General features: G+C 59.9%; 24 protein-coding genes. 10 read left to right on the plus strand and 14 right to left on the minus strand.

The window, feature by feature from the left end; genetic code table 11:
• Positions 1 to 18: 18 nt before the first annotated feature.
• Positions 19 to 663, plus strand: a complete 645-nt coding sequence (locus tag FBZ97_RS02365; RefSeq protein WP_113330229.1) for a TetR family transcriptional regulator C-terminal domain-containing protein — start codon at positions 19 to 21, stop codon at positions 661 to 663.
• A gap of 95 nt (positions 664 to 758) precedes the next feature.
• Here the strand turns inward: FBZ97_RS02365 and preA are convergent, their stop codons facing one another.
• From preA to FBZ97_RS02385, 4 genes are all read right to left on the minus strand, one after another.
• On the minus strand, positions 759 to 2072 hold the full coding sequence (preA, locus tag FBZ97_RS02370) for an NAD-dependent dihydropyrimidine dehydrogenase subunit PreA (protein ID WP_145316319.1): 1314 nt from the start codon (positions 2070 to 2072) through the stop codon (positions 759 to 761).
• Positions 2073 to 2085: 13 nt separating this feature from the next.
• Positions 2086 to 3444 (minus strand): NAD(P)-dependent oxidoreductase, encoded by a 1359-nt coding sequence (locus tag FBZ97_RS02375; RefSeq protein ID WP_113351715.1) that lies wholly within the window; start codon positions 3442 to 3444, stop codon positions 2086 to 2088.
• A 478-nt stretch (positions 3445 to 3922) separates the two neighbouring features.
• Positions 3923 to 4954, minus strand: coding sequence for a sensor histidine kinase (locus FBZ97_RS02380; protein ID WP_113395452.1), 1032 nt, complete (start codon positions 4952 to 4954; stop codon positions 3923 to 3925).
• Between the two features lie 147 nt (positions 4955 to 5101).
• Positions 5102 to 5896, minus strand: coding sequence for a response regulator (locus FBZ97_RS02385; protein WP_069611680.1), 795 nt, complete (start codon positions 5894 to 5896; stop codon positions 5102 to 5104).
• 261 nt (positions 5897 to 6157) lie between these two features.
• On the opposite strand from FBZ97_RS02385, the gene FBZ97_RS02390 reads away from it, so the two are divergent.
• Positions 6158 to 6364, plus strand: a complete 207-nt coding sequence (locus tag FBZ97_RS02390; RefSeq protein ID WP_069611679.1) for a NepR family anti-sigma factor — start codon at positions 6158 to 6160, stop codon at positions 6362 to 6364.
• Between the two features lie 11 nt (positions 6365 to 6375).
• The gene (locus FBZ97_RS02395; protein ID WP_004107036.1) at positions 6376 to 6927 is read left to right on the plus strand and encodes an RNA polymerase sigma factor; all 552 of its coding nucleotides are present in this window, start codon (positions 6376 to 6378) and stop codon (positions 6925 to 6927) included.
• Positions 6928 to 7073: 146 nt separating this feature from the next.
• Here the strand turns inward: FBZ97_RS02395 and FBZ97_RS02400 are convergent, their stop codons facing one another.
• The 7 genes from FBZ97_RS02400 to FBZ97_RS02430 all read right to left on the minus strand — a co-directional run bounded on the left by FBZ97_RS02400 (position 7074) and on the right by FBZ97_RS02430 (position 12087).
• Positions 7074 to 7478, minus strand: a complete 405-nt coding sequence (locus FBZ97_RS02400) for a hypothetical protein (protein ID WP_113330224.1) — start codon at positions 7476 to 7478, stop codon at positions 7074 to 7076.
• 9 nt (positions 7479 to 7487) lie between these two features.
• The gene (locus FBZ97_RS02405) at positions 7488 to 7838 is read right to left on the minus strand and encodes a DUF883 family protein (RefSeq protein WP_113330223.1); all 351 of its coding nucleotides are present in this window, start codon (positions 7836 to 7838) and stop codon (positions 7488 to 7490) included.
• A gap of 156 nt (positions 7839 to 7994) precedes the next feature.
• Positions 7995 to 8786 carry a heme ABC transporter ATP-binding protein gene (locus FBZ97_RS02410; protein ID WP_145316321.1) on the minus strand — a complete coding sequence of 264 codons (792 nt, stop codon included), beginning with the start codon at positions 8784 to 8786 and terminating at the stop codon, positions 7995 to 7997.
• A 7-nt stretch (positions 8787 to 8793) separates the two neighbouring features.
• On the minus strand, positions 8794 to 9867 hold the full coding sequence (locus FBZ97_RS02415; RefSeq protein WP_186449460.1) for an iron ABC transporter permease: 1074 nt from the start codon (positions 9865 to 9867) through the stop codon (positions 8794 to 8796).
• 37 nt (positions 9868 to 9904) lie between these two features.
• Positions 9905 to 10840 carry a hemin ABC transporter substrate-binding protein gene (locus tag FBZ97_RS02420; protein ID WP_145316324.1) on the minus strand — a complete coding sequence of 312 codons (936 nt, stop codon included), beginning with the start codon at positions 10838 to 10840 and terminating at the stop codon, positions 9905 to 9907.
• An 8-nt stretch (positions 10841 to 10848) separates the two neighbouring features.
• A complete protein-coding gene (locus tag FBZ97_RS02425) occupies positions 10849 to 11904 on the minus strand; it encodes a ChuX/HutX family heme-like substrate-binding protein (protein ID WP_145316326.1) in 1056 nt (351 codons plus the stop codon).
• A gap of 9 nt (positions 11905 to 11913) precedes the next feature.
• On the minus strand, positions 11914 to 12087 hold the full coding sequence (locus FBZ97_RS02430; protein ID WP_047629363.1) for a hemin uptake protein HemP: 174 nt from the start codon (positions 12085 to 12087) through the stop codon (positions 11914 to 11916).
• A 192-nt stretch (positions 12088 to 12279) separates the two neighbouring features.
• On the opposite strand from FBZ97_RS02430, the gene FBZ97_RS02435 reads away from it, so the two are divergent.
• The 5 genes from FBZ97_RS02435 to FBZ97_RS02455 all read left to right on the plus strand — a co-directional run bounded on the left by FBZ97_RS02435 (position 12280) and on the right by FBZ97_RS02455 (position 15195).
• The gene (locus tag FBZ97_RS02435) at positions 12280 to 12735 is read left to right on the plus strand and encodes a hypothetical protein (protein ID WP_113352021.1); all 456 of its coding nucleotides are present in this window, start codon (positions 12280 to 12282) and stop codon (positions 12733 to 12735) included.
• A gap of 55 nt (positions 12736 to 12790) precedes the next feature.
• Positions 12791 to 13990: an energy transducer TonB gene (locus FBZ97_RS02440; RefSeq protein ID WP_246661685.1), complete on the plus strand. Its 1200-nt coding sequence runs from the start codon at positions 12791 to 12793 to the stop codon at positions 13988 to 13990.
• Between the two features lie 198 nt (positions 13991 to 14188).
• The gene (locus FBZ97_RS02445; RefSeq protein ID WP_113330217.1) at positions 14189 to 14587 is read left to right on the plus strand and encodes a DUF2325 domain-containing protein; all 399 of its coding nucleotides are present in this window, start codon (positions 14189 to 14191) and stop codon (positions 14585 to 14587) included.
• Complete coding sequence (locus FBZ97_RS02450) at positions 14584 to 14862, plus strand: hypothetical protein (protein WP_113420458.1); 279 nt, start codon at positions 14584 to 14586, stop codon at positions 14860 to 14862. Before FBZ97_RS02445 ends, FBZ97_RS02450 begins: the two co-directional genes overlap by 4 nt.
• Positions 14863 to 14880: 18 nt before the next feature.
• The gene (locus FBZ97_RS02455; protein ID WP_113395443.1) at positions 14881 to 15195 is read left to right on the plus strand and encodes an antibiotic biosynthesis monooxygenase; all 315 of its coding nucleotides are present in this window, start codon (positions 14881 to 14883) and stop codon (positions 15193 to 15195) included.
• 34 nt (positions 15196 to 15229) lie between these two features.
• Here the strand turns inward: FBZ97_RS02455 and FBZ97_RS02460 are convergent, their stop codons facing one another.
• From FBZ97_RS02460 to FBZ97_RS02470, 3 genes are all read right to left on the minus strand, one after another.
• Complete coding sequence (locus tag FBZ97_RS02460; RefSeq protein ID WP_113351720.1) at positions 15230 to 15607, minus strand: DUF423 domain-containing protein; 378 nt, start codon at positions 15605 to 15607, stop codon at positions 15230 to 15232.
• Positions 15608 to 15614: 7 nt separating this feature from the next.
• Positions 15615 to 16004, minus strand: a complete 390-nt coding sequence (locus tag FBZ97_RS02465; RefSeq protein ID WP_113420460.1) for a group II truncated hemoglobin — start codon at positions 16002 to 16004, stop codon at positions 15615 to 15617.
• Between the two features lie 89 nt (positions 16005 to 16093).
• A complete protein-coding gene (locus tag FBZ97_RS02470; RefSeq protein WP_113330212.1) occupies positions 16094 to 17137 on the minus strand; it encodes a substrate-binding domain-containing protein in 1044 nt (347 codons plus the stop codon).
• A 135-nt stretch (positions 17138 to 17272) separates the two neighbouring features.
• Between FBZ97_RS02470 and FBZ97_RS02475 the strand changes: the two genes are divergently transcribed.
• Together FBZ97_RS02475 and FBZ97_RS02480 are read left to right on the plus strand one after the other, a co-directional pair.
• Positions 17273 to 18316, plus strand: a complete 1044-nt coding sequence (locus FBZ97_RS02475; RefSeq protein ID WP_113330423.1) for a Gfo/Idh/MocA family oxidoreductase — start codon at positions 17273 to 17275, stop codon at positions 18314 to 18316.
• 4 nt (positions 18317 to 18320) lie between these two features.
• Positions 18321 to 19214 (plus strand): sugar phosphate isomerase/epimerase, encoded by an 894-nt coding sequence (locus FBZ97_RS02480; RefSeq protein ID WP_145316328.1) that lies wholly within the window; start codon positions 18321 to 18323, stop codon positions 19212 to 19214.
• Positions 19215 to 19222 lie beyond the last annotated feature (8 nt).

Consider the following 19222-nt stretch of genomic DNA (forward strand, 5'->3'; position numbering starts at 1 on the left):
AGGAGAAACAGAGCAGATATGGCCATCCCCAGAGCCGCCAGGACGCAGCGCCGCACCCGTATCCAGGAAGAGAAAGAGGAGATCATATTGGAGGCCGCGCTGGACGTATTTTCCGTCAGCGGTTTCCGGGGCTCGACCATCGACCAGATCGCCGAAGTAGCGGGCATGTCGAAGCCCAATCTGCTCTACTATTTCCGCACCAAGGAGGCGATGCATCGGGCCTTGATCGACCGGGTGCTGTTTACCTGGCTGGAGCCGCTGCGCGCCTTCGATGCCAATGGCAACCCCGAAAGCGAGATCCGCTCCTATATCCGTCGCAAGCTCGAAATGGCGCGCGATTTCCCGCGCGAAAGCCGGCTTTTTGCCAATGAAATGCTGCAGGGCGCGCCGCATGTTGAGGACGAGCTGCGTGGGCCGCTGAAGGCGCTCGTGGACGAGAAGGCCGAGGTCATTCGCGCATGGGCAAAAGCCGGCAAGATCGCCAAATGCGATCCCTATCACCTGATCTTTTCGATCTGGTCGACCACACAGCATTATGCGGATTTCGACGTACAAGTGCGCGCGGTGCTTGGCGACGAGCATTCTGGCGAGGGACGTTTCGAGGATGCTGCCCGCTATCTGGAACAGCTTTTCGTCGACGGGCTTCGGATTCGTCAGGGCTGAGCCGCGGCTGGATCCTTCGGAGGATTGCGCCTAAAATAATAGGCGACCGCAGCAAACTGCTGCGTCCGCCTTTTGAATGCTTGCGGACTTTACCGTTATTCCGCCGCCTGACGCGCCATCGGATTGTTCGGATGGGTCGTCCAGTTGGCGTAGTTCGGGTCGACGACCTTGCCGGTGCGCTTGTCGAGGCTGCCGGCCGGCAGTTCTTCCATGGTGATGCAGTTCTCGACCGGGCAGACATTGACGCAGAGATTGCAGCCGACGCATTCCTCTTCCATCACCTCGAAGCGCCTGACGCCATCGACCATGTTGGTGATCGCCTGATGCGAGGTGTCCTCGCAGGCGATGTGACAGCGGCCGCACTTGATGCAGGCATCCTGGTCGATTTTCGCCTTGGCGATATAGTTGAGGTTGAGATATTGCCAGTCGGAGACGTTCGGCACGGCGCGGGCGATGATATCATCCAGCGTGCGGTGTCCTTTCTCGTCCATCCAGTCGGACAAGCCGGTGATCATCTCTTCGACGATCTTGAACCCATAGGTCATCGCGGCGGTGCAGACCTGCACGTTACCGGCGCCGAGCGCGAGGAATTCCGCTGCATCGCGCCAGGTGGTGATGCCGCCTATGCCCGATATCGGCAGGCCATAGGTTTCCGGATCGCGGGCGATCTCGGCCACCATGTTGAGCGCGATCGGCTTCACCGCGGGGCCGCAATAGCCGCCATGGCTGCCCTTGCCGCCGACAGTCGGGTTCGGAGCGAAATTGTCGAGATCCACCGAGACGATCGAGTTGATCGTATTGATCAGCGACACGGCATCGGTGCCGCCGGCCTTGGCGGAGCGGGCAGGTTTGCGGATATCGGTGATATTGGGCGTCAGCTTGGTGATGACGGGCATGCGCGTGTACTGCTTGCACCAGCGCACGACCATTTCGATATATTCCGGCACTTGTCCGACCGCGGAACCCATGCCGCGCTCGGACATGCCGTGGGGACAGCCGAAGTTGAGTTCGATGCCGTCGGCTTCCGTTTCCTCGACCAGCGGCAGGATCGCCTTCCAGGCATCCTCGACGCAGGGGACCATGATCGAGGCGATCAACGCGCGATCCGGCCAGTTCTTCTTCACCTGCTTCATTTCGCGCAGGTTGGTATAGAGGTCGCGGTCGGTGATCAGTTCGATGTTGTTGAGACCGAGCAGACGTCGGTCGGCGCCCCAGATCGCGCCGTAGCGCGGGCCGTTGACGTTGACGACTGGCGGTCCTTCCTCGCCGAGCGTCTTCCAGACGACGCCGCCCCAGCCCGCCTTGAAGGCGCGCTCGACGTTATAGGCCTTGTCGGTCGGCGGCGCGGAGGCCAGCCAGAACGGGTTCGGAGACTTGATGCCAACGAAATTATTGCGGAGATCAGCCATGTCGGTTCTCCTTTCAGGCGACTGCAGCGGCCGGCGTGGCGGCAGCGAGCGCACGGTTGATGGATTCGGCCGCATCGCGACCCTGTGCCACGGCCGAAACCGTCAGGTCATCGCCGCCAAGCACGCAGTCGCCGCCGGCCCATACGCCTTCGATCGAGGTCCGGCCTTCGCCATCGATGGCGATACGGCCGGATTCCATGCGCAGCGCGCCGAGGCCTGAGGCTTCGAACGTCTGGCCGATCGCCTTGAAGATCTGGTCGGCGGCAATGACGCCGACATCGCCGGTGCCAACGAGCTTGCCGTCACGCAGTTCCGTATATTCGACCTCGATGCCAGCGACCTTGCCGTCCTTGTCAAGGATGCGCTTCGGCGCGAGCCAATGGCGGATGATGACGCCCTTGGAGGCGGCCAGATCCTGCTCGAATTCCGAGGCGTTCATGTGTTCCTTGCCGCGGCGATAGCAGATCGTCACCTCTTCGGCGCCGAGCAGTTTTGCCTGCACGGCTGCGTCGATCGCGGTCATGCCACCGCCGAGAACGACGACGCGACGGCCGATGGCGATATCGGCCTTGTTACCAGCCTGGCGCAGTTCGGCGATGTAGGCGACGGCATCAGCGACGCCCTCGAGATCCTCGCCTTCGGCGCGCAGCGCGTTGACGCCGGCAAGGCCGAGGCCGAGGAAGACGGCGTCATATTGCTGAGAGAGGTCGGAAAGGCTGAAATCGCGGCCGAGCGCCTGGCCGTTCTTCACCTCGATACCGCCGATGGCGAGCACATAGTCGACTTCCTTTTGCGCGAAGTCGTCGACGGCCTTATAGGTTGCGATGCCATATTCATTCAGGCCGCCGGCCTTCTCGCGGGCATCGAAGATGGTAACGTCATGACCCTTGACCGCAAGACGGTGTGCGCAGGCAAGACCGGCCGGACCGGCGCCGATGACGGCGATCTTCTTGCCGGTGGATTCGGCGCGCGTATAGAACTGCTTGTTCTCAGCCATCGCCGTATCGGTTGCATAGCGCTGCAGACGGCCAATCTCGACCGGGCGCTCCTCGGCAGTATTGCGCACGCAAGCCTGCTCACAGAGCTGTTCGGTGGGACAGACGCGGGCGCACATGCCGCCGAGGATGTTCTGATCGAAGATCGTTTTCGCCGAGCCGATGGGATTGCCCGTGGAGATCTGGCGGATGAACATCGGAATGTCGATGGAGGTGGGACAGGCCGTCATGCACGGCGCGTCGTAGCAGAAATAGCAGCGGTCGGATGCGACCAGCGCCTCATGCTTGGTGAGGCGCGGGTGAAGATCGGAAAAGTTTGCATCATATTCGGCGGGCGTGAGCCTGCCTTTATGAATCCCAGTTTCCAGTCGTCCCATTGAAGTTCCCTCTTATAGTAAACGGCTAGTACTGGAACGGTAACTCAGCTTAAAAAATTTATCAAACGGTAAAATTTTGATCGCAAAGCGTGCCTCGATACGCCTTCCTGTGGGAGAACGAGAACGTTTTCGATCACTGGAGCTTTTATCTTAAAGATATGATTTAAATAGTTTTTCTTCTTTTCCGCACGCGGTTCGAAAAGATTTGAGGCACGACAATGACTGCGAGCGCCTGTCTGCGATTGGAGGGACGCCATGTCAGAGGCTGTGCTGAAATGTAAAAAGTTGATGAATTTTTTTGGATCTGGGTGGAACCAAGGCTTTGCAGCATCGTTATGTCGATGTCCTGATGATGATCGCATCTCCTGATGCACGCCCAATACGTCTCAGGACTCTACTCACGGTCCCCTCCCGATGAGTGCAAAGCAGCCAGTGCGCCGCCCTCGCACTGGCTGTTTTATTGTGCTCCCGCCGGCCGCTAGCGGCGTCTTAGGATTTCATATTCAGTTTCGGGAATGGTGAGCCGATAGCCGATGCTGCCGTCGTCAATGGCGAAGTCTGCGCGGCCATTCATGGACGTCGGCACGACGCGTTCAAGCACCGTGCGGCTGAAGCTATTGTCCTCGAATTCATGGTCAGCGGGCGCGTAGAAACGCTCAGACCAGGCGACCTCAATCGCCTTCTTGCCGTCGAGCTCGGCTTCCTTGCAATTCAACGTGATGCTGGTGGCGCCGGTCGAGATGGCGCCATGCGAGGCGGAATTGACGATGAGCTCGTGCAGAGCAAGCCCCAGGTGCACGGCGGCATTGGGCGTCAGATGTGCGTTGATGCCGTAGATCGGCATGGGCACGCCTGCATCGGGCCAATAGGGGGCGAACTGCTTTTCCGCCAGTTCGAACAAATATGCACCGCGCCAGCTGGAATCCGTGATGAGATCCTGCGAATTCGACAGGGATTGCAGACGGCCGCGGAATTTGATGAGGAAATTGTCGACGGAAAGCGTGTGGCGGGCGGTCTGCGTGGCGATACCCTGAATGATGGCGAGCAGGTTCTTGGAGCGATGCGACAGTTCGCGCAGCAGTGACTTCAGCACTTTTTCGCGGTGGCGGCTCTCGGTGATTTCGGAGATGACAGACAGCACGCCTTGCGGCTTGCGCCCGCCGATGCGTTCCATTTTCAGCTCGTAGATCCGTGCGCCGTCGCCGCTGGCGATCTCAACCTCGGCGGTTGCTGGCTTGCCGCTTTCGAGCACGCCCCGTTTCAAACGCAAGAGGTGCTCGCCATCCTTTTCTCCAAAGAGATGCGAGTCATTGCCGCCCATGACGACAGACGACTGCAGATGGTCCGGCAGATTGTCGGCATAACGGATCGAAAGATTTACATCCTGGAACAGGATGGACACACTGGCGCTCGCAAGCGCCCGCTCCATCAGAGCGGCTTTGCCTTCCAAGCTCAAAGGCGCGCCGGGTAATGGTTCAGACGTATTCACCGGCTTGCCTTTCACACGCATTTCGAGAACCCCGCCGATAGGGCATTCTCACTCGTAACAACTTGAACCGACCTATAGAATCGCCCCGGATAACAGTCGGTAAACCGGCCGTTTCGAACCCAAACGCCCGGTTATGGTCTTTGTTCCGCCATGGGGTTTTCACTTGGATCAGGCGGCCACCTTTGTGGTTTCGTTAAAGAAGAGTGCCTGGCTGATGAGGGCCTTCACCATGTCTGGATTGAAAGGCTTGGTCACGAGGAAGGTCGGCTCCGGCCGCTCGCCGGTCAGCAGCCGCTCGGGGAAGGCGGTGATGAAGATGACCGGGATGCTGGCGGTCTTGAGGATATCGTTGACTGCATCGATGCCCGAACTACCGTCGGCGAGCTGGATGTCGGCAAGCACCATGCTCGGCTTCGTCGCATTATAAAGAGCGACGGCTTCGGCGTGGGTGCGGGCAATGCCGGTGACGCGGTGTCCGAGGCTCTCCACCATCTGCTCGATGTCCATTGCGATCAGCGGCTCATCCTCGATGATCATGATATCCGTTGCCACCTGGCGCGAGATTTCCTGGGAGGCGGTATCGAGCAGGTGCATGGCATCGCTTTCAGAGACATCGAGAATATCGGCGATCTCGCCGAGGCGGAAACTTTCGACAGATGCGAGCAGGAAAGCCTGACGCGCAAGTGGCGAGACCTTGGAAAGGTTTACGGATGCGCGCTGTTCCCAGGCGAAAGGTGAGGCCGGTTCAGGAATCTGAAGTGTCACGGAACCGAACAGCTTCGTGAACAGTTTATAGAGTGCGACGCGGTCGCTGTCGGTGTCCGGAAAGATGGATATGTCGGCGATGATGGCTTCCAAAACCGCAGCAACATAGGCGTCCCCCGACGTCTGTGTTCCGGTCAAAGCACGTGAATAACGCCGCAAATACGGAAGATGCGGCGCAATGCGTGTGGAAAGTGTCATCAATGGCTCCCGCCTTTATCAAATTCTAATTAAATACAGCCCAGAGGCCGCAATGACTAACAAACGTCAGTTGAGTAAAAAAGTTCCTCTTTGTCGGAACTTTTTTTAGGCAGTCGCATTACAATGCTTACAATCGGACGACCTCAACCTTTACGATTCGTTAGGCAACTGTTTTGAATGAGGTCAACCGCTCTCCCAAACGGGGAGGCAAGGGCGCGCCTTATCCATGAACGCGAGACAATTGAGAAGCGAGCAGGCCAAATGACCATCCAGAATCATGAGGACGCAGACAAGAAGGCATCGGACCTGCGTGCGATGGATATCCTCGACCCCAACAATCAGATCGGCAACCGGCTCCGTTCGTTCTATGCCGCCATGCAGGACGAAGCCATTCCTGATCGCTTCCTGGATCTCTTGGAGAAGCTCGATCAAGCCGAACGCTTGGCTTCCGCAAAGGTCTCCGAATAGGAGGTGGCGCCATGGAAACGCAAACGAGCTTCAAGCGCGAACTTCTCGCCGCCCTCCCGAGTCTCCGAGCCTTTGCCATTTCTCTGACCGGCCGCCACGATCGAGCCGACGATCTCGTTCAAGATACGATCATGAAGGCCTGGGCGAAGCAGGACCATTTCGAGATGGGCACCAATATGAAGGCCTGGCTCTTCACCATCCTGCGCAACGAACTCTACAGCCAGATGCGCAAGAGCGGCCGTGAAGTGCAGGACAGCGACGGCGTATTCACCGAATCGATGGCGACACATCCCTCGCAATATGGCGCCGTCGACCTGCAGGACTTCCGCAAGGCATTGGACCAGCTGCCGCCCGATCAGCGCGAAGCCATCATCCTGGTGGGCGCATCCGGATTTTCCTATGAGGAGGCGGCCGAGATTTGCGGCTGCGCAGTCGGCACCATCAAGAGCCGTGTCAACCGCGCGCGCCAGCGGCTGCAGGAATTGTTGGATATTTCCGGTGAGGCCGATTTCGGCCCGGACGCCACATCGGCGCCGCTGACTTCCAAGGCATTCGCCTTCTGACAAAAGCCCGGTCCTCTGAACTGACCCCTGAAGGTTGTGTCCAACTTTCGGGGGTCAGTTCACTCCGACCGGGCTTTTCATTTAACAATCCGTGCAGCTTCTCTCTTTTCAGTCGCGGCGCTTCCGTGCGTCACGCGCCCGGCGGCTCAATCGTCTTCGTCGCTCGATGAAAACAGGTTGCCGAGGAGGAGGGCAGCAGCAACGGCGGCGGTCATCAGCGGCTGCTTGCGTACGAGGCCGACGACAGCGGCTGCCATCGATTCCATTGCCAGTCGGCGTTCGCGGACTCTGCGCTGTTCCTGCTTGTCGATGATTGCCATGATGACGAGCACGATCAGGCCAAGCAAGAGCGCGCCTGCCGCTATCAGCAGCGCCGAAACCGCAGCACCGTAGATCGTCGCAAGCCAGATGGCAGCCGCGATCAGGGCGAAGGCATAGGCCGTCAGCAGCAGGAGGACGGCAATGGCAATGAAAATACCGTTGCGCTTGGTCCGCGCAACGGTACGGTTGAACGTGCCTGACAGAAGTAGGCCGAGGATCGGAGCGATCATCCCGCCACCCTAGCGGCGAGACAAAAGCAGGGCGACGGCAAGGCCGAAGGCGGCAGCCGCGCCGATGGTGGCGACGGGATGCTGGCGTACGGTTCTGCGAACTTCACGCGAGCCCCTTGCATAGCCGCGCTGCAAATCGTGCAGCAATTCTTCACCGCGGACCGCGAGATCATCAAGTCCCGACTCGGCATTTGCGCGCCATTTCTTGCTTTGCTTTGCGCCATTCTCGCCGATCAGCTTGGCAAAGGCCGCAACTTCTTCGCGCAGCGAGTCGATCTGTTCTTCGATGGTTGCTTCGACATCATGCAGGCTGCTGCCATTGCGCTTGCCGCGCGTCGAATGGAGGAAGGATGTGGCCATGTTCAGCTCCCTTTCAATTAGGGCGCCCCTGGAGGCACCTGTTTTCGTGATGATCGGAATTTTCCGACACACCAGAACATTCCACGCTCGGAACATCGATTCCGACCGCGTCATCTCAACGCGCGGATGCAACAAAAAGTTCCGGATGTGCGGGCGTCAGTCGGCCAGTGCGCTGTGGGCGAGAACGAAGGGAGCACCGTCGGAGGGAACGCGGTTGACGCGCAGGTTGCAGCCGAAGACTTGCTGCAGGTGCTGGTCCGTCAACACGTTCTTGATCGATCCCGTGGCCTGCAGCCGACCGTTCTTGAGCAGGACCATCCGGTCGGCAAAAAGCGCGGTCAGGTTGAGATCGTGCATGACGGCGATGACGCCGCCGCCACGCCGGCAGAATTGCCGTGCAAGCGTCATGATGGTGAGCTGATGGCTGATGTCGAGGCTGGAAACAGGTTCGTCGAGCAGCAGCCAGCAAGGCTTGCCATCAATGACGGGCTCGGAAATCTGGCAGAGCACGCGCGCGAGCTGGACACGCTGCTGTTCGCCGCCGGAAAGCTCCTGATAGAAGCGGCCTTCGAAGCCGTCGAGATCGACGGCGGCAAGCGCCTCCGTCGCGATACGATCGGCTTGCTCAGGATGGCTATTGCGGCCGCTGGTCAGGCCCATGCGCACGATCTCGCGGACGGTGAAGGGGAAGGATATCGAGCTTGCTTGGGGCAGGACGCCGCGCATTTCAGCAAGCTGCCATGGCTCCAGGGCCTTGATTTCAACACCGTTCATATGGATGTCGCCGCTATAGGCGAGCTCGCCTGAGATGGCTTTCATCGTCGTGGTTTTGCCGGAGCCGTTCGGCCCGCAAATGGCGGTCAGCGTGCCGGCCTCGGCCGTGAAGGATATATCCTGCACGATCGGTTTGCCGGCAAGCCGGACGCTCAGATTGGAGACATCGATCATCGCGAACTCACAGATTGAGGCGCGAGCGCTGCCTGAGCAGCATCCACAGGAAGAAGGGACCGCCAACACCAGCCGTCAGAATGCCGATCGGCAGCTCGGCCGGAGAAACGATGGTGCGGGCGACCACATCGGCAGCGACCAGCAACGAGCCGCCCAGCAGTGCCGAGGCCGGCAGCAGGAAACGATGGTCAGGGCCGATGACCATGCGCAGGATATGCGGGACGACGATGCCGACAAAGCCGATGCCGCCACTGACAGCGACGGAGGCGCCGACCGCCGCAGCGACGCTGACGATGGCGATACTCTTCAGCCGCTGCACCGATATCCCCATGTGGAAAGCGGCCGCCTCGCCGAGCGTCAGCGCATTCAGCCCGCGCGCCATGAAGGGAAGGGGCAGAAGCGAAAGGACGATGATCGGGCCGGCACCTGCGACCTTGCTCCAGGTCGAGCCCGCCAGCGATCCCATGCTCCAGAAGGTCAGGTCGCGCAACTGCCGGTCGTCGGCCATGTAGATGAGGATTCCCGTTGCCGCCAGCGCCAGCGAACCGAGCGCGATGCCGGCCAGCAGCATGGTCGCGATGGAGGTCTGCCCGTACCGGGTTGCGACTTTATAAAGCAATATCGTCGTTGCCAGACCGCTGATGAAGGCGGCGATGGGAAGAGCGAAGACGCCGAGGATATGCGCAACCGGGGCAAGCACGCCGCCGCCGAGGACGATCATGGCAACCGCACCGAGGCTGGAACCGGCAGATACGCCGATCAGGCCGGGATCGGCCAGCGGATTGCGGAAAAGGCCCTGCATGACAGCACCCGAAACCGCCAGCCCGCCGCCGATCAGGAAGCCGAGGACCGCGCGGGGCAGGCGGATCTCGAAAATGACGATGCGGTCGCGGATGCTAAGCGTGCTTTCCGTGCTGCCGGTCAGTATGCCCGTTACGACATCGATGACCGAAGCATTCGATGCGCCTGTCGTGATCGAAAACAGAAAGGCGGCTGCCGAAATCACCAAGAGGCTGGCGACAACGAAGATTGCAAGCGTGCTGCGATCTCCCTCGCGTCGGCGTGCCGGGTTTTGCGACATCTGCTTCAGTCCGGCCATGGCATCGTTGAATGCCACGTCAGCCTCCGTAGATCGCCGCGTTCAGCTCGCGAATGGCGCTGGCCGTGCGTGGTCCGAAGCCGAGGAGGTGCAGGCCGTCCATGCGCACGATCGCCTTGTGGCTCGCGGCCGGCGTCAGCGAAATGGCCGGCTGCTTCAGGAGGTCTTCGTTCGACATCGACAGCGGCCCTTCGCGATCCATGATCAGGATCACGTCCGGCTTGGCTTCGATGATGGCTTCATCCGTCACCGATTTGTAGCCGGAGAAGCCGCTGATCGCGTTGGTGGCGCCGGTAAGCTTGATGATGCCGTCGGCGGCCGTATTGGTGCCTGAGGCCATGATCTTACCGTTCTGGTTGCTGAGCACGAAAAGGACGCGCTTACGCTCGGCCTCCGGGCGCCTGGCTGAATCATTGATGGCCGCATCGAGATCGGCGGCGACCTTGGCTTCCAGGGCCTTGGCCTTGTCCGGCACGCCAAGCAGCGCGCCGACGACTTCGATCTTCTTCAGAATGCCGTCGCGATCGTAGTGTTGCGGCACGGTCTCGAAGGGCAGGCTGGCATTGCGCAACACGGCCAGTGCTTCCGGCGGGCCGGAGCCTTCGACGGCAATGATGGCGGTCGGATTGACGGCCAGAATGCCTTCCGGCGACAGCGCGCGCATATAGCCGACATCGGGAAGCTTGGTCGCTTCCTTCGGATAAAGGCTGGTGGAATCGCGGGCGATGAGCCGCTTTTCCTCGCCGAGCGCATAGACGATCTCCGTCACATCGCCGCCGATGGAGACGAGACGCGAGGTATCCGGCGTCTTGGCCGTTTCGGTGGCGTGCGCATGGCGCACGAAACTGCCAAGGCCCGCGATCGGGTTGGCCGGCACGAGCGGTAGGGCCATTACCATCACGGTCAGAGCGACTTCCCACGGCTTGATGCGCTTGAAGTTCTTGAACATCGTCATGACCATCCTCATGCGGCAACGTTGGTACCGGCCCTTGTCAGGCTTTCGATGATGGCGCGCCAATCGGGGCGCTCATCGAAGCCTTCTTTCCGCTTGCCGAAGAACTGGATAATCATCTCGCCCCTGGCGTTATAGGCTTCGAGCGAGGTGACATGGCCGTCCTTGGTCGGCTTGCGCACGACCCATGCCTCGGCGATGTGATCCAGCCGCAGGTGCAGATGGAAGGTCGGGTCCATGACATTGATCCAGGGACCCATGGTCTGCACGTTGTAGATCGGGCCGGAGTGGATCTGCACCGTTCCTTCATTGGCGACGAAGCACATGATCGGCAGGCCCTCGCGCACGCAGGCGTGCATCATTTCGGCGACCGCGCCAGCGTCAAGCTTCCATGCATAATCGTCGCCGACGGTGCGGATCGCGTCCTGGCGGCCGATTTTCAGCTTCTTCAGCATGCCGAAGAATTCGTGCGTATCGGTCATGCGGCTCCAATGGTCGCGCAGCTCGTCGCGGCTGACGTCACCATCGGTTGCGCCATTGTCATAGCCGGAGAGGTCTTCGATAAATTCCTGTGACTGGTCTTCGATACGCAGCTCGGCGACCATGGCGTGATAGGCCTCGACATTCGATTCTGGCCGCAGATGCACTTTGTGGACGGCGTCGCCGGCCTTGTCGAAGAATTGCAGGCTCAGCCTCTTCTGATCGCCATCGGTCTTGGTCACGGCAAAGCCATGCACCCAGCGCTTCGGGAAGATACGAAGGTCGATGTTCTCGCCAAGCACGATCGCCGCCTGAGCCCCGAACTTCATGTTCTCATAGACGCCGATCTTCTCATGCACGGCACTTTCGTTGCGCGACAGCGCCATGATTTCGCCGAGCGAGGCGATCCGCTCCAGGAAGCGATCGACGCTGGCATCGATGCGGATGGCCGAAATGCCGACCTCGGCGGCCACGAGCGCCGCTTCGGAAATCTCGAGGCGGGCAGCGATGTCGCGCTCGCGCATCTTCGGGTTCTCGGCGCGGAAAGCGCGAATTTCGGCAGGGGTCGGGCGAGTCGTCTTATTCATCTGTCATGCCTATTTGTTGAGTATCAGCTTGCCTTGGCGCGTAATCTTCATGCGGTAGATGACGCCCTCGTGCTTGATCATGATTTCGGTCTGGCCCCGGAAAATATCCGTGCTCTCGACAATTCTTACCTGCGGTGCGGCCGTGCACTGCACCGGCGGCGTAGGGGTCTTCTCAGCAATCATCCTGTTTAGTTTTGCCTGAAAATTCATCGGGGGCCGAACCGTCGTGCGGCCAAATTTATCTTGACTCTCATACTCATGGTTTCATAAAGACGCAATAGGAGACTGCTAAAGTCAAGTTTAAAAATTTCGACGCTACACGCTAGGGCCGTTGGCCGAGCGGACACGCGTCAAACATATTCAGGAGAGATGTCGATGCTGACGAAAACCATCTTGGCGCTCGCTGCTGCGGGTGTGTTCGCCGCGGCATCTTCCGCTCCTGCTTTCGCCCAGGATGCGACAGCGGCGGCGCCTGCTCCAACGGCGTCTCATAAGCTTAATGTCGAGTTGAATGCGCTGGCTCCCTCGCAGAAGGGATGCATGATGACCTTTGTTGCCGAAAACGACATGGCAACCCCGATCAACAAGATCTCCTTCGAACTCGCTTTCTTCAACGACAAGAATGCCGTCGACCGGGTTACCGTGCTTGATTTCCGCGACCTGCCGCTCGGCAAGAAGCGAGTGCGGCAATTCGACATGCCGGGCGTCAAGTGCGAAACGGTCTCCCGCATCATCATCAATGACACGCCGGTCTGTGATGGTCCGGCGGCCGGCGAATGCAAGGCCGCTCTAATCACGCGCTCGCAGACATCTGTTCCTTTCGAAGGCTGAAGCCATGGCGATGCGCTCGGCGAAAGTTTCCATAGCACGCCGCGCGGATGGCGGCATGAATGACAACTATCCGAGCGTGCTGCCCGGCCATGAATTGGCGGGCCTCGAAGGCGTGCCGCGACCGCCGGCTGCCGAAGCCGTGGCGCATTACAGCCGTTTTACGCAGATCAGTTCCTATCCGGAGCATCCGAGCGAGGCTGCCCCGGTTGAGATGGCGGAGCATCTGCCGATCGACGCGCTGCCTGAGAGGACGCGAGAAACAGTTGCCGGGCGCAAGACGTCGCTGGTCTTCTCCGGCGTAGGATCCTGCCTGTTTCATGCCGTTATCATTGTCGTGCTGCTTTTTACCTTCGTCGCCACGCCCGAGGACGCGCAGGAGGAGGCGGGCGATACCGTCAGCGTCATCATGATCGGCAATTCCGATGCCGATCAGATGGCTACTGGCGAGGAAAACCCGCAGACGGAGCCGGAGCAAGTGACCGCCGAGGCCGTACAGCCGCAGATGGTGCAGCCGACGGAGGTGAGGTCCGAGGAGGCGCAGCCGCCGCAGCCTGACGTTGTTCAGCCGCAGACAGAGGAAACGCAACAGGCGCAAGCAGCCGAGCCCGTTGAGCCCGTGGAGCAGGCCCAGCCTATGGCAGTCGCACCCGAGCAGCCGCAGATTTTGGCGACGCAGGTACCGGCCGAGACGACGGTCATCCAGCCCGTCGAACCGGTGCAGCCTGTTGATAGCCAGGTTGCCGAAGTTCAGCCGACAGAGCCTCCGCCGGAGGTTGTGACGCCGGTGGAGAAGCCGAAGCCAGTTGAACGACCAAAGGAAGTGAAGAAGCCTGCCGCAAAGGTCGCGAAGGTGAAGTCGGGATCGCGCGGCGAGAGCGAGCAGGATTCCAAGCGCGGGTCTGTCGATGGTACCGAGGCAGCGCAGTCCGATACCAATTCACAGGTAAATGCTCGTCGGACCGGTGCGGGTAGTGCAGCTGTTGCCAATTATCCTGGTAAGGTGCAATCGCGCATCCGGCGAGCTGTGCGCCTCTCATCCAAGTACGAGCCCGGCATTACTGTGCGTATCCGCCTCACGATTGGTTCGAGCGGTGATCTGACCTCCCTGTCAATCGCGCGGAGCTCGGGCTTCCCGGAGTTGGACGAAGCAGTTACCAGCGGTATCCGCCGGGCGGCACCGTTCCCGCCGTTGCCTTCGGAATGGGGCAAGCCGAGTTGGTCTTTCACGCAAGAAGTGCAAGTGACGGGACGATAGGTCCTGGGCCTGTCGGTTAGGTGTAACCAGATGCCGTTTACCGGTTCTGGAAGGGGCAAATCCCGAACATCCGCCAAGTGCCTTAAAATATGATAAAAATCATCAACTTTATACTTTACTCCAAAACTCATGTTTACTAAGGTCGCCTCACGCTTGGTGGAATCGAGCGTGGAAGAGCAACCAGCAAACGGGTGATGTATGGCGCGTAAGGGGAAGAGGGATTCTGGCCGTGAGAGCCGTGAGACGCAGACAACGGCGCAGGTTTCCGGGAAATCCACTCTCGATGGGCGCAGCTTCCTCTATGTGGGCGGCCGTGATTGCCAGGTGGCGCATCTTCGCCAGATCGCCAGCAATTTCGGTGCCGAACTGATCCACCATGATGGCGGCCTGCGCGAGGCGGTCTCGCGTATCGATACCGTGCTGCCGTCGGTCGACTGTGTGTTCTGCCCGATCGATTGCATCAGCCATGATGCCTGCCTGCGGGTGAAGACGGGCTGTAAGAAGTTTGGCAAGGCCTTCATTCCCTTGCGCAACGGTAGCAAATCCAGCCTCGAGCGGGCGTTGCAGACCATGAAAGAACGAGACGCATCAAGATGATCGATAACGGCCCTGACGGGTTTATGCTGATCGGCCTGCATAAGCTGGCCGCACAGAACGGCGACGGGTTGGTGCCCGAACTTTATGAATTGCTGATGCGTCGCAGCGAGGAACAACGGCGCGCCGCCAATGTCGCGACATTTCCGGCCTGGAGGACGCGGCAGCCGGGAGACGTGCCGGAGCAGCCGCTCGATGAAGCAAGCCGCAATGGCGCAAATGTCGTTGCCTTTGCGCCTGCCGTAGATAAGACTGTTGCCCATCGCAAGAAGGTCTGATCGTCGAACGAGGTTGCCATGTACATCGCCATGAACCGCTTCAAGGTCGTCATCGGTTTGGAGGGCGAATTCGAAGAGGTCTGGAGAGGCCGCGATTCTCGCCTATCGGAAGTGCCTGGTTTTCTCGAGTTCCGTCTCCTGCGCGGGAAATCGAGCTTGGAGGAGGGCTATACGCTATTTTCCTCGCACACGACCTGGCACAGCGAAGAAGCTTTCATCAACTGGACGAAATCCGAGCATTTTCGCATGGCGCACCGCAATGCGGCCGATAACAAGCGCCTCTATTGGGGGCCGCCGCAATTCGAAGGCTTCGCTGTCGTTCCGGGGATTTGAGACAGCGTCACCTACCTCGGTAAAATAGCTTCTTTCAGGCCTTGGTCGCACCGGTTCTGAAGAAAGCGCCGAGCGCTATCGCCGCCCAGCCGGCGATCATGCCCATTCCGCCCGTCGGAGCGGCCATCGGAAACAGCGAGCTGCCGCCGAAATGCCTGTTGATGAGATCACCGGCGAAGATCAGTGTCCCCAATCCTAGCAAGACAGCCGCAATCGGTGCGGTGCGGATACGGTCATAGCCGGCATAAAGCGCCAGGAGGGCAGGGGCGTGGGCAAGGCTCATGGTGGAGGCCGCGCCGAGGAAATGCGTGTCGCCGCCATGAGTCGCTGCTGCGGCCAGCGCCACACCGCCGCCCCCGAGGATGCCGGCGATAAACAGGGTAGCCGGACGGATTATGGCGCCGATGCTCATGTTTTCCTCATTGCCTGTTCTGCATGTGAAAAGCCAGGCGCTCGATCGGCTCCCAGATGATCGCCCGCAGCTTTTCATTCTCGATGGCTTCATCCATGGCTCGGCGGAAGCATAGCAGCCATTCATCGCGCTCTTTCGGGCCGATGGCGGCAACGAAGTGGCGACTGCGCAGGCGAGGATGCCCGCGCTTCTCGATATAGAGCTGCGGCCCGCCGAGATAGCCGGTCAGATATTCGTAGAATTTCTCTTGCGAGCCTTCGAGGCTCGGCGGATGCACGGCACGGCAATTGGCGGCCTCCGGCAGCGTATCCATCAGTTCGTAAAAGCGCGCCGCCAGCGCCCGCACGGTTCGGTCGCCGCCGATCGCTTCGTAAAGTGTGATGGTTTCTTCGCTCAAGCCCAGGCCCCTCTTTGCGATGTCCTAGATGGCAACTCAGAGACGCTGCCGCAACCGTGGAGACGGTCGGTGCGGCGTTTCGGCGCTGGTTATTTTACTGTTGTCAGCTGGAACGCGTCGCTTTCGCCGGGAATGAGTTCGAGCGGCCACACCGTCTGGCGTGCCTTCCCGGGGTATTCCTGACTATAGGCGGGCATGCTGGAAAGCAGGATTTCCGCGAGCTCGACGCCAAGATCATGCACCGAGGTGCGGAAGCAGGTCAGCGCCGGCTGCAGGAATTTGGCGCGCGGCGCCTCGCGGAAGCTGACGACGGCAATGTCGCGGCCCGGAACGATGCCGGCTTCCATGAGGCGGCGATAGAGGCCGATCGCCATCAATTCGTAGATCAGGATCACTGCGGTCGGCCTGTCATGCAGCTTCAGCAGTTCGTCGCCAACCTGGTAACCACCCTGTTCGCTCGATTTGGCGCGAAGGACCAGCGCAGGATCATAAGCGATGCCGTGCCGCTCCAGCGCCCGGCGATAGCCTTCCGCGAAGATGAAGCCAAGATTGATCTCGCTTGCCGGCGCGCTGATAGCGATGCGACGATGCCCGTGCGCCACCAGCCGGTCGACGGCGGCATTGGCGACGCCGGCAAAATCGAGGTCGGCCCAGGCATGCTGCGCGCCGGAAAGACTGCGGCCAAGCGCTGCAAACGGGATCTTTGCCTTGGCGAGCAGATCGAAGCGCTTGTCGACACGCTGCGTCTCCGAAATGATCATCGCATCGGCAATACGCCGCGCAACCATACGTTTCAGATATTCATAAGGGTCTTCGTCATGCGGACAGGGGAGCATGATCAAATCGAGATTGTGTCGCGAGAAGACGCTCTGCAGCCCGCCCGTCACGGTCAGAAAGAAATTGTCGCTGTTCTCGACCGTTTCCCTGCTGGACTGGATCATCAGGCCGATGACATTTGTTGTGCCCTGTCGCAGGCTGCGCCCCGATTGATTGGCGACATAACCCAGTTGCTCGGCGGCGGCGAGAACGCGCTTGCGGGTTTCCTCGTTGACATCGGGCTTGCCGTTCAATGCGCGTGATACTGTGCCGATCGAAATATCGAGATGCTCGGCAAGCTGACGAATTCCCTTCATCGGCCGCAGTTTTCCTCCATGCGCCATTTTCCAGAGTCCTCCTCTATTGACACAGGAAAATCTTTTCGCATAGTATCGTAAACGTTTACGGAGCGCGTGTCATGAGGGGTAATGCACGGCCCGCAGGAGGACATCGTGAAATTTAATGCCATTTTGTGCGGGTGCGGAGCTATGTCCAAGGGCTGGCTCAGGGCTATCACCTCGACGCCGGCGCTTGCCGAATCCATTCAGATTGTCGGTCTGGTCGATCTCAATCGGGTAACCGCCGAAAGCCTTGCGAAAGAATTCTCTCTCGACGGTGCCGTCATCGGCTCCGATCTCGCCGAGGTCATTGCTGCGACCAAGGCGGATCTGGTCTTTGATATCGTTATTCCGGCTGCGCGTTTCGGCGTGGTTTCGACAGCGTTGAAGGCCGGCTGCCATGTGTTGAGCGAAAAGCCGATGGCGACGTCGCTCGCCGAGGGTGCAGCGCTGATCGATCTCGCCGCCAAAGCTGGCAAGGTCCATGCCATCATCCAGAACCGCCGCTTCATCTCCGGCATCCGTCGCATGCGACGCTTTGTGGAGGAGGGGGCGATCGGCGCGCTGACTGGCGTTCATTGCGATTTCTTCCTGGGTCCGCATTTCGGCGGTTTCCGCGAGGAAATGGACAACGTACTGCTGCTCGATATGGCGATCCATACCTTCGATGCCGCCCGCTTCGTCTCAGGTAAGGTGCCGCTCTCAGTCTATTGCATCGAAAAGAATCCGGTGGGCTCCTGGTACAAACATGGCGCCTCGGCGCATGCGCTCTTCGATTTTTCCGATGATGTCGTCTTCAGCTATCGCGGTTCCTGGTGCGCCGAGGGCCGGCGTACGAGCTGGGAGAGCCAATGGCGGCTCACCGGCAGCGAGGGCATGCTGACCTGGGACGGCGAAGAGAATTTCGAAGCCGCTGTCGCCGGCGACGAGCCGGGGCTGTTGCATGGCTTCACGCCGATCGAGGTTCCCGGGCCGAAGCACGAGGAGGAGACGCACGGCCATGCTAGCGTCATTGCCTCCTTCATCGAAGCGATCAAAACGGGCAAGCCGCCGGAAACGGCGAGCTCTGACAACATTCGCAGCCTCGCCATGGTCTTAGGCGCGATCGAGAGCGCCAAGACTGGCCGCCGCGTCGACATTTCAGCACAAGGACAATGACATCATGACAAATCCGGCAAAGGCCATCCGCATCGGCACGATGATCAGGGCGACGAACGAGGATGCCGCAGAGAACATCGCCAAGATCGCCGATCTCGGCTTCGAGAGCTTCGAGCCCTTCTTCTGGCAGACGACCAACGGCCAGAACCTTGCGGATCTCGGCAAGCGCTGCCGCGAGGCCATCGGCGACCGCGACATCACGATCTCGACTCTCGGCATGTTCGGCAATCCGCTCGAAGAGCGCGAGATGGACCTGCAGACTCTCCAGGGCTGGAAGGATTGCATCGACAACGCCCATCATTTTGGCGCGACCTGCGTTGCCGGCTTCACTGGCCGTATTCGCAATCAGCCGCTCACCGACAGCCTGCCGCGCTATAAGCAGATCTGGAGCGAGCTTGCCAAGCGTGCCGCCGACAAGGGCATCAAGATTGCCTTCGAAAACTGCGCCATGGACGGCAACTGGGCGACCGGCGATTGGAACATCGCGCATAATCCGGATGCTTGGGAACTGATGTTCAACGAGACTCCGGACGATAATCTCGGCCTGGAATGGGAGCCTTGCCATCAGATGGTCTATCTGATCGAGCCGCTGCCGCAGATCCGCAAATGGGCGAAAAAGATTTTCCACGTCCATGGCAAGGACGCGACGATCCGTTGGGATGTCATCAAGGAACACGGCATCTTCGGCAAGGAGAAGTTCGTGTTCATGCGCACGCCGGGCTTTGGTGACAGCAACTGGACCGACATCATCTCCGAGCTGCGCTTGGCCGGCTGGTCCGGTTCCATCGATATCGAGGGCTGGCATGACCCGGTTTATCGCGATGCGCTCGAAATGACTGGCCAGGTTCACGGCCTGAACTATCTCAAGAGAAGCCGGGGTGGTGATTTCGTCGAGTAAAGCGCGCA

It is taken from the genome of Rhizobium sp. ERR 942 (assembly GCF_007828395.1).
In the GTDB taxonomy this organism is placed as follows: Bacteria; Pseudomonadota; Alphaproteobacteria; order Rhizobiales; family Rhizobiaceae; genus Rhizobium; species Rhizobium dioscoreae.

Bases quoted from the DNA above. Each gene is read 5' to 3' on its own strand.
- FBZ97_RS02425 (WP_145316326.1), bottom strand. From the start codon at position 11,904: ATGAATAAGACGACTCGCCCGACCCCTGCCGAAATTCGCGCTTTCCGC.
- FBZ97_RS02440 (WP_246661685.1), top strand. From the start codon at position 12,791: ATGAATGACAACTATCCGAGCGTGCTGCCCGGCCATGAATTGGCGGGC.
- preA (WP_145316319.1), bottom strand. From the start codon at position 2,072: ATGGCTGATCTCCGCAATAATTTCGTTGGCATCAAGTCTCCGAACCCG.
- FBZ97_RS02385 (WP_069611680.1), bottom strand. From the start codon at position 5,896: ATGACACTTTCCACACGCATTGCGCCGCATCTTCCGTATTTGCGGCGT.
- FBZ97_RS02460 (WP_113351720.1), bottom strand. From the start codon at position 15,607: ATGAGCATCGGCGCCATAATCCGTCCGGCTACCCTGTTTATCGCCGGC.
- FBZ97_RS02395 (WP_004107036.1), top strand. From the start codon at position 6,376: ATGGAAACGCAAACGAGCTTCAAGCGCGAACTTCTCGCCGCCCTCCCG.
- FBZ97_RS02430 (WP_047629363.1), bottom strand. From the start codon at position 12,087: ATGATTGCTGAGAAGACCCCTACGCCGCCGGTGCAGTGCACGGCCGCA.
- FBZ97_RS02415 (WP_186449460.1), bottom strand. From the start codon at position 9,867: ATGTCGCAAAACCCGGCACGCCGACGCGAGGGAGATCGCAGCACGCTT.
- FBZ97_RS02405 (WP_113330223.1), bottom strand. From the start codon at position 7,838: ATGGCCACATCCTTCCTCCATTCGACGCGCGGCAAGCGCAATGGCAGC.
- FBZ97_RS02435 (WP_113352021.1), top strand. From the start codon at position 12,280: ATGCTGACGAAAACCATCTTGGCGCTCGCTGCTGCGGGTGTGTTCGCC.
- FBZ97_RS02400 (WP_113330224.1), bottom strand. From the start codon at position 7,478: ATGATCGCTCCGATCCTCGGCCTACTTCTGTCAGGCACGTTCAACCGT.
- FBZ97_RS02445 (WP_113330217.1), top strand. From the start codon at position 14,189: ATGGCGCGTAAGGGGAAGAGGGATTCTGGCCGTGAGAGCCGTGAGACG.
- FBZ97_RS02365 (WP_113330229.1), top strand. From the start codon at position 19: ATGGCCATCCCCAGAGCCGCCAGGACGCAGCGCCGCACCCGTATCCAG.
- FBZ97_RS02375 (WP_113351715.1), bottom strand. From the start codon at position 3,444: ATGGGACGACTGGAAACTGGGATTCATAAAGGCAGGCTCACGCCCGCC.
- FBZ97_RS02410 (WP_145316321.1), bottom strand. From the start codon at position 8,786: ATGATCGATGTCTCCAATCTGAGCGTCCGGCTTGCCGGCAAACCGATC.
- FBZ97_RS02420 (WP_145316324.1), bottom strand. From the start codon at position 10,840: ATGACGATGTTCAAGAACTTCAAGCGCATCAAGCCGTGGGAAGTCGCT.
- FBZ97_RS02470 (WP_113330212.1), bottom strand. From the start codon at position 17,137: ATGAAGGGAATTCGTCAGCTTGCCGAGCATCTCGATATTTCGATCGGC.
- FBZ97_RS02380 (WP_113395452.1), bottom strand. From the start codon at position 4,954: ATGCGTGTGAAAGGCAAGCCGGTGAATACGTCTGAACCATTACCCGGC.
- FBZ97_RS02455 (WP_113395443.1), top strand. From the start codon at position 14,881: ATGTACATCGCCATGAACCGCTTCAAGGTCGTCATCGGTTTGGAGGGC.
- FBZ97_RS02480 (WP_145316328.1), top strand. From the start codon at position 18,321: ATGACAAATCCGGCAAAGGCCATCCGCATCGGCACGATGATCAGGGCG.
- FBZ97_RS02450 (WP_113420458.1), top strand. From the start codon at position 14,584: ATGATCGATAACGGCCCTGACGGGTTTATGCTGATCGGCCTGCATAAG.
- FBZ97_RS02390 (WP_069611679.1), top strand. From the start codon at position 6,158: ATGACCATCCAGAATCATGAGGACGCAGACAAGAAGGCATCGGACCTG.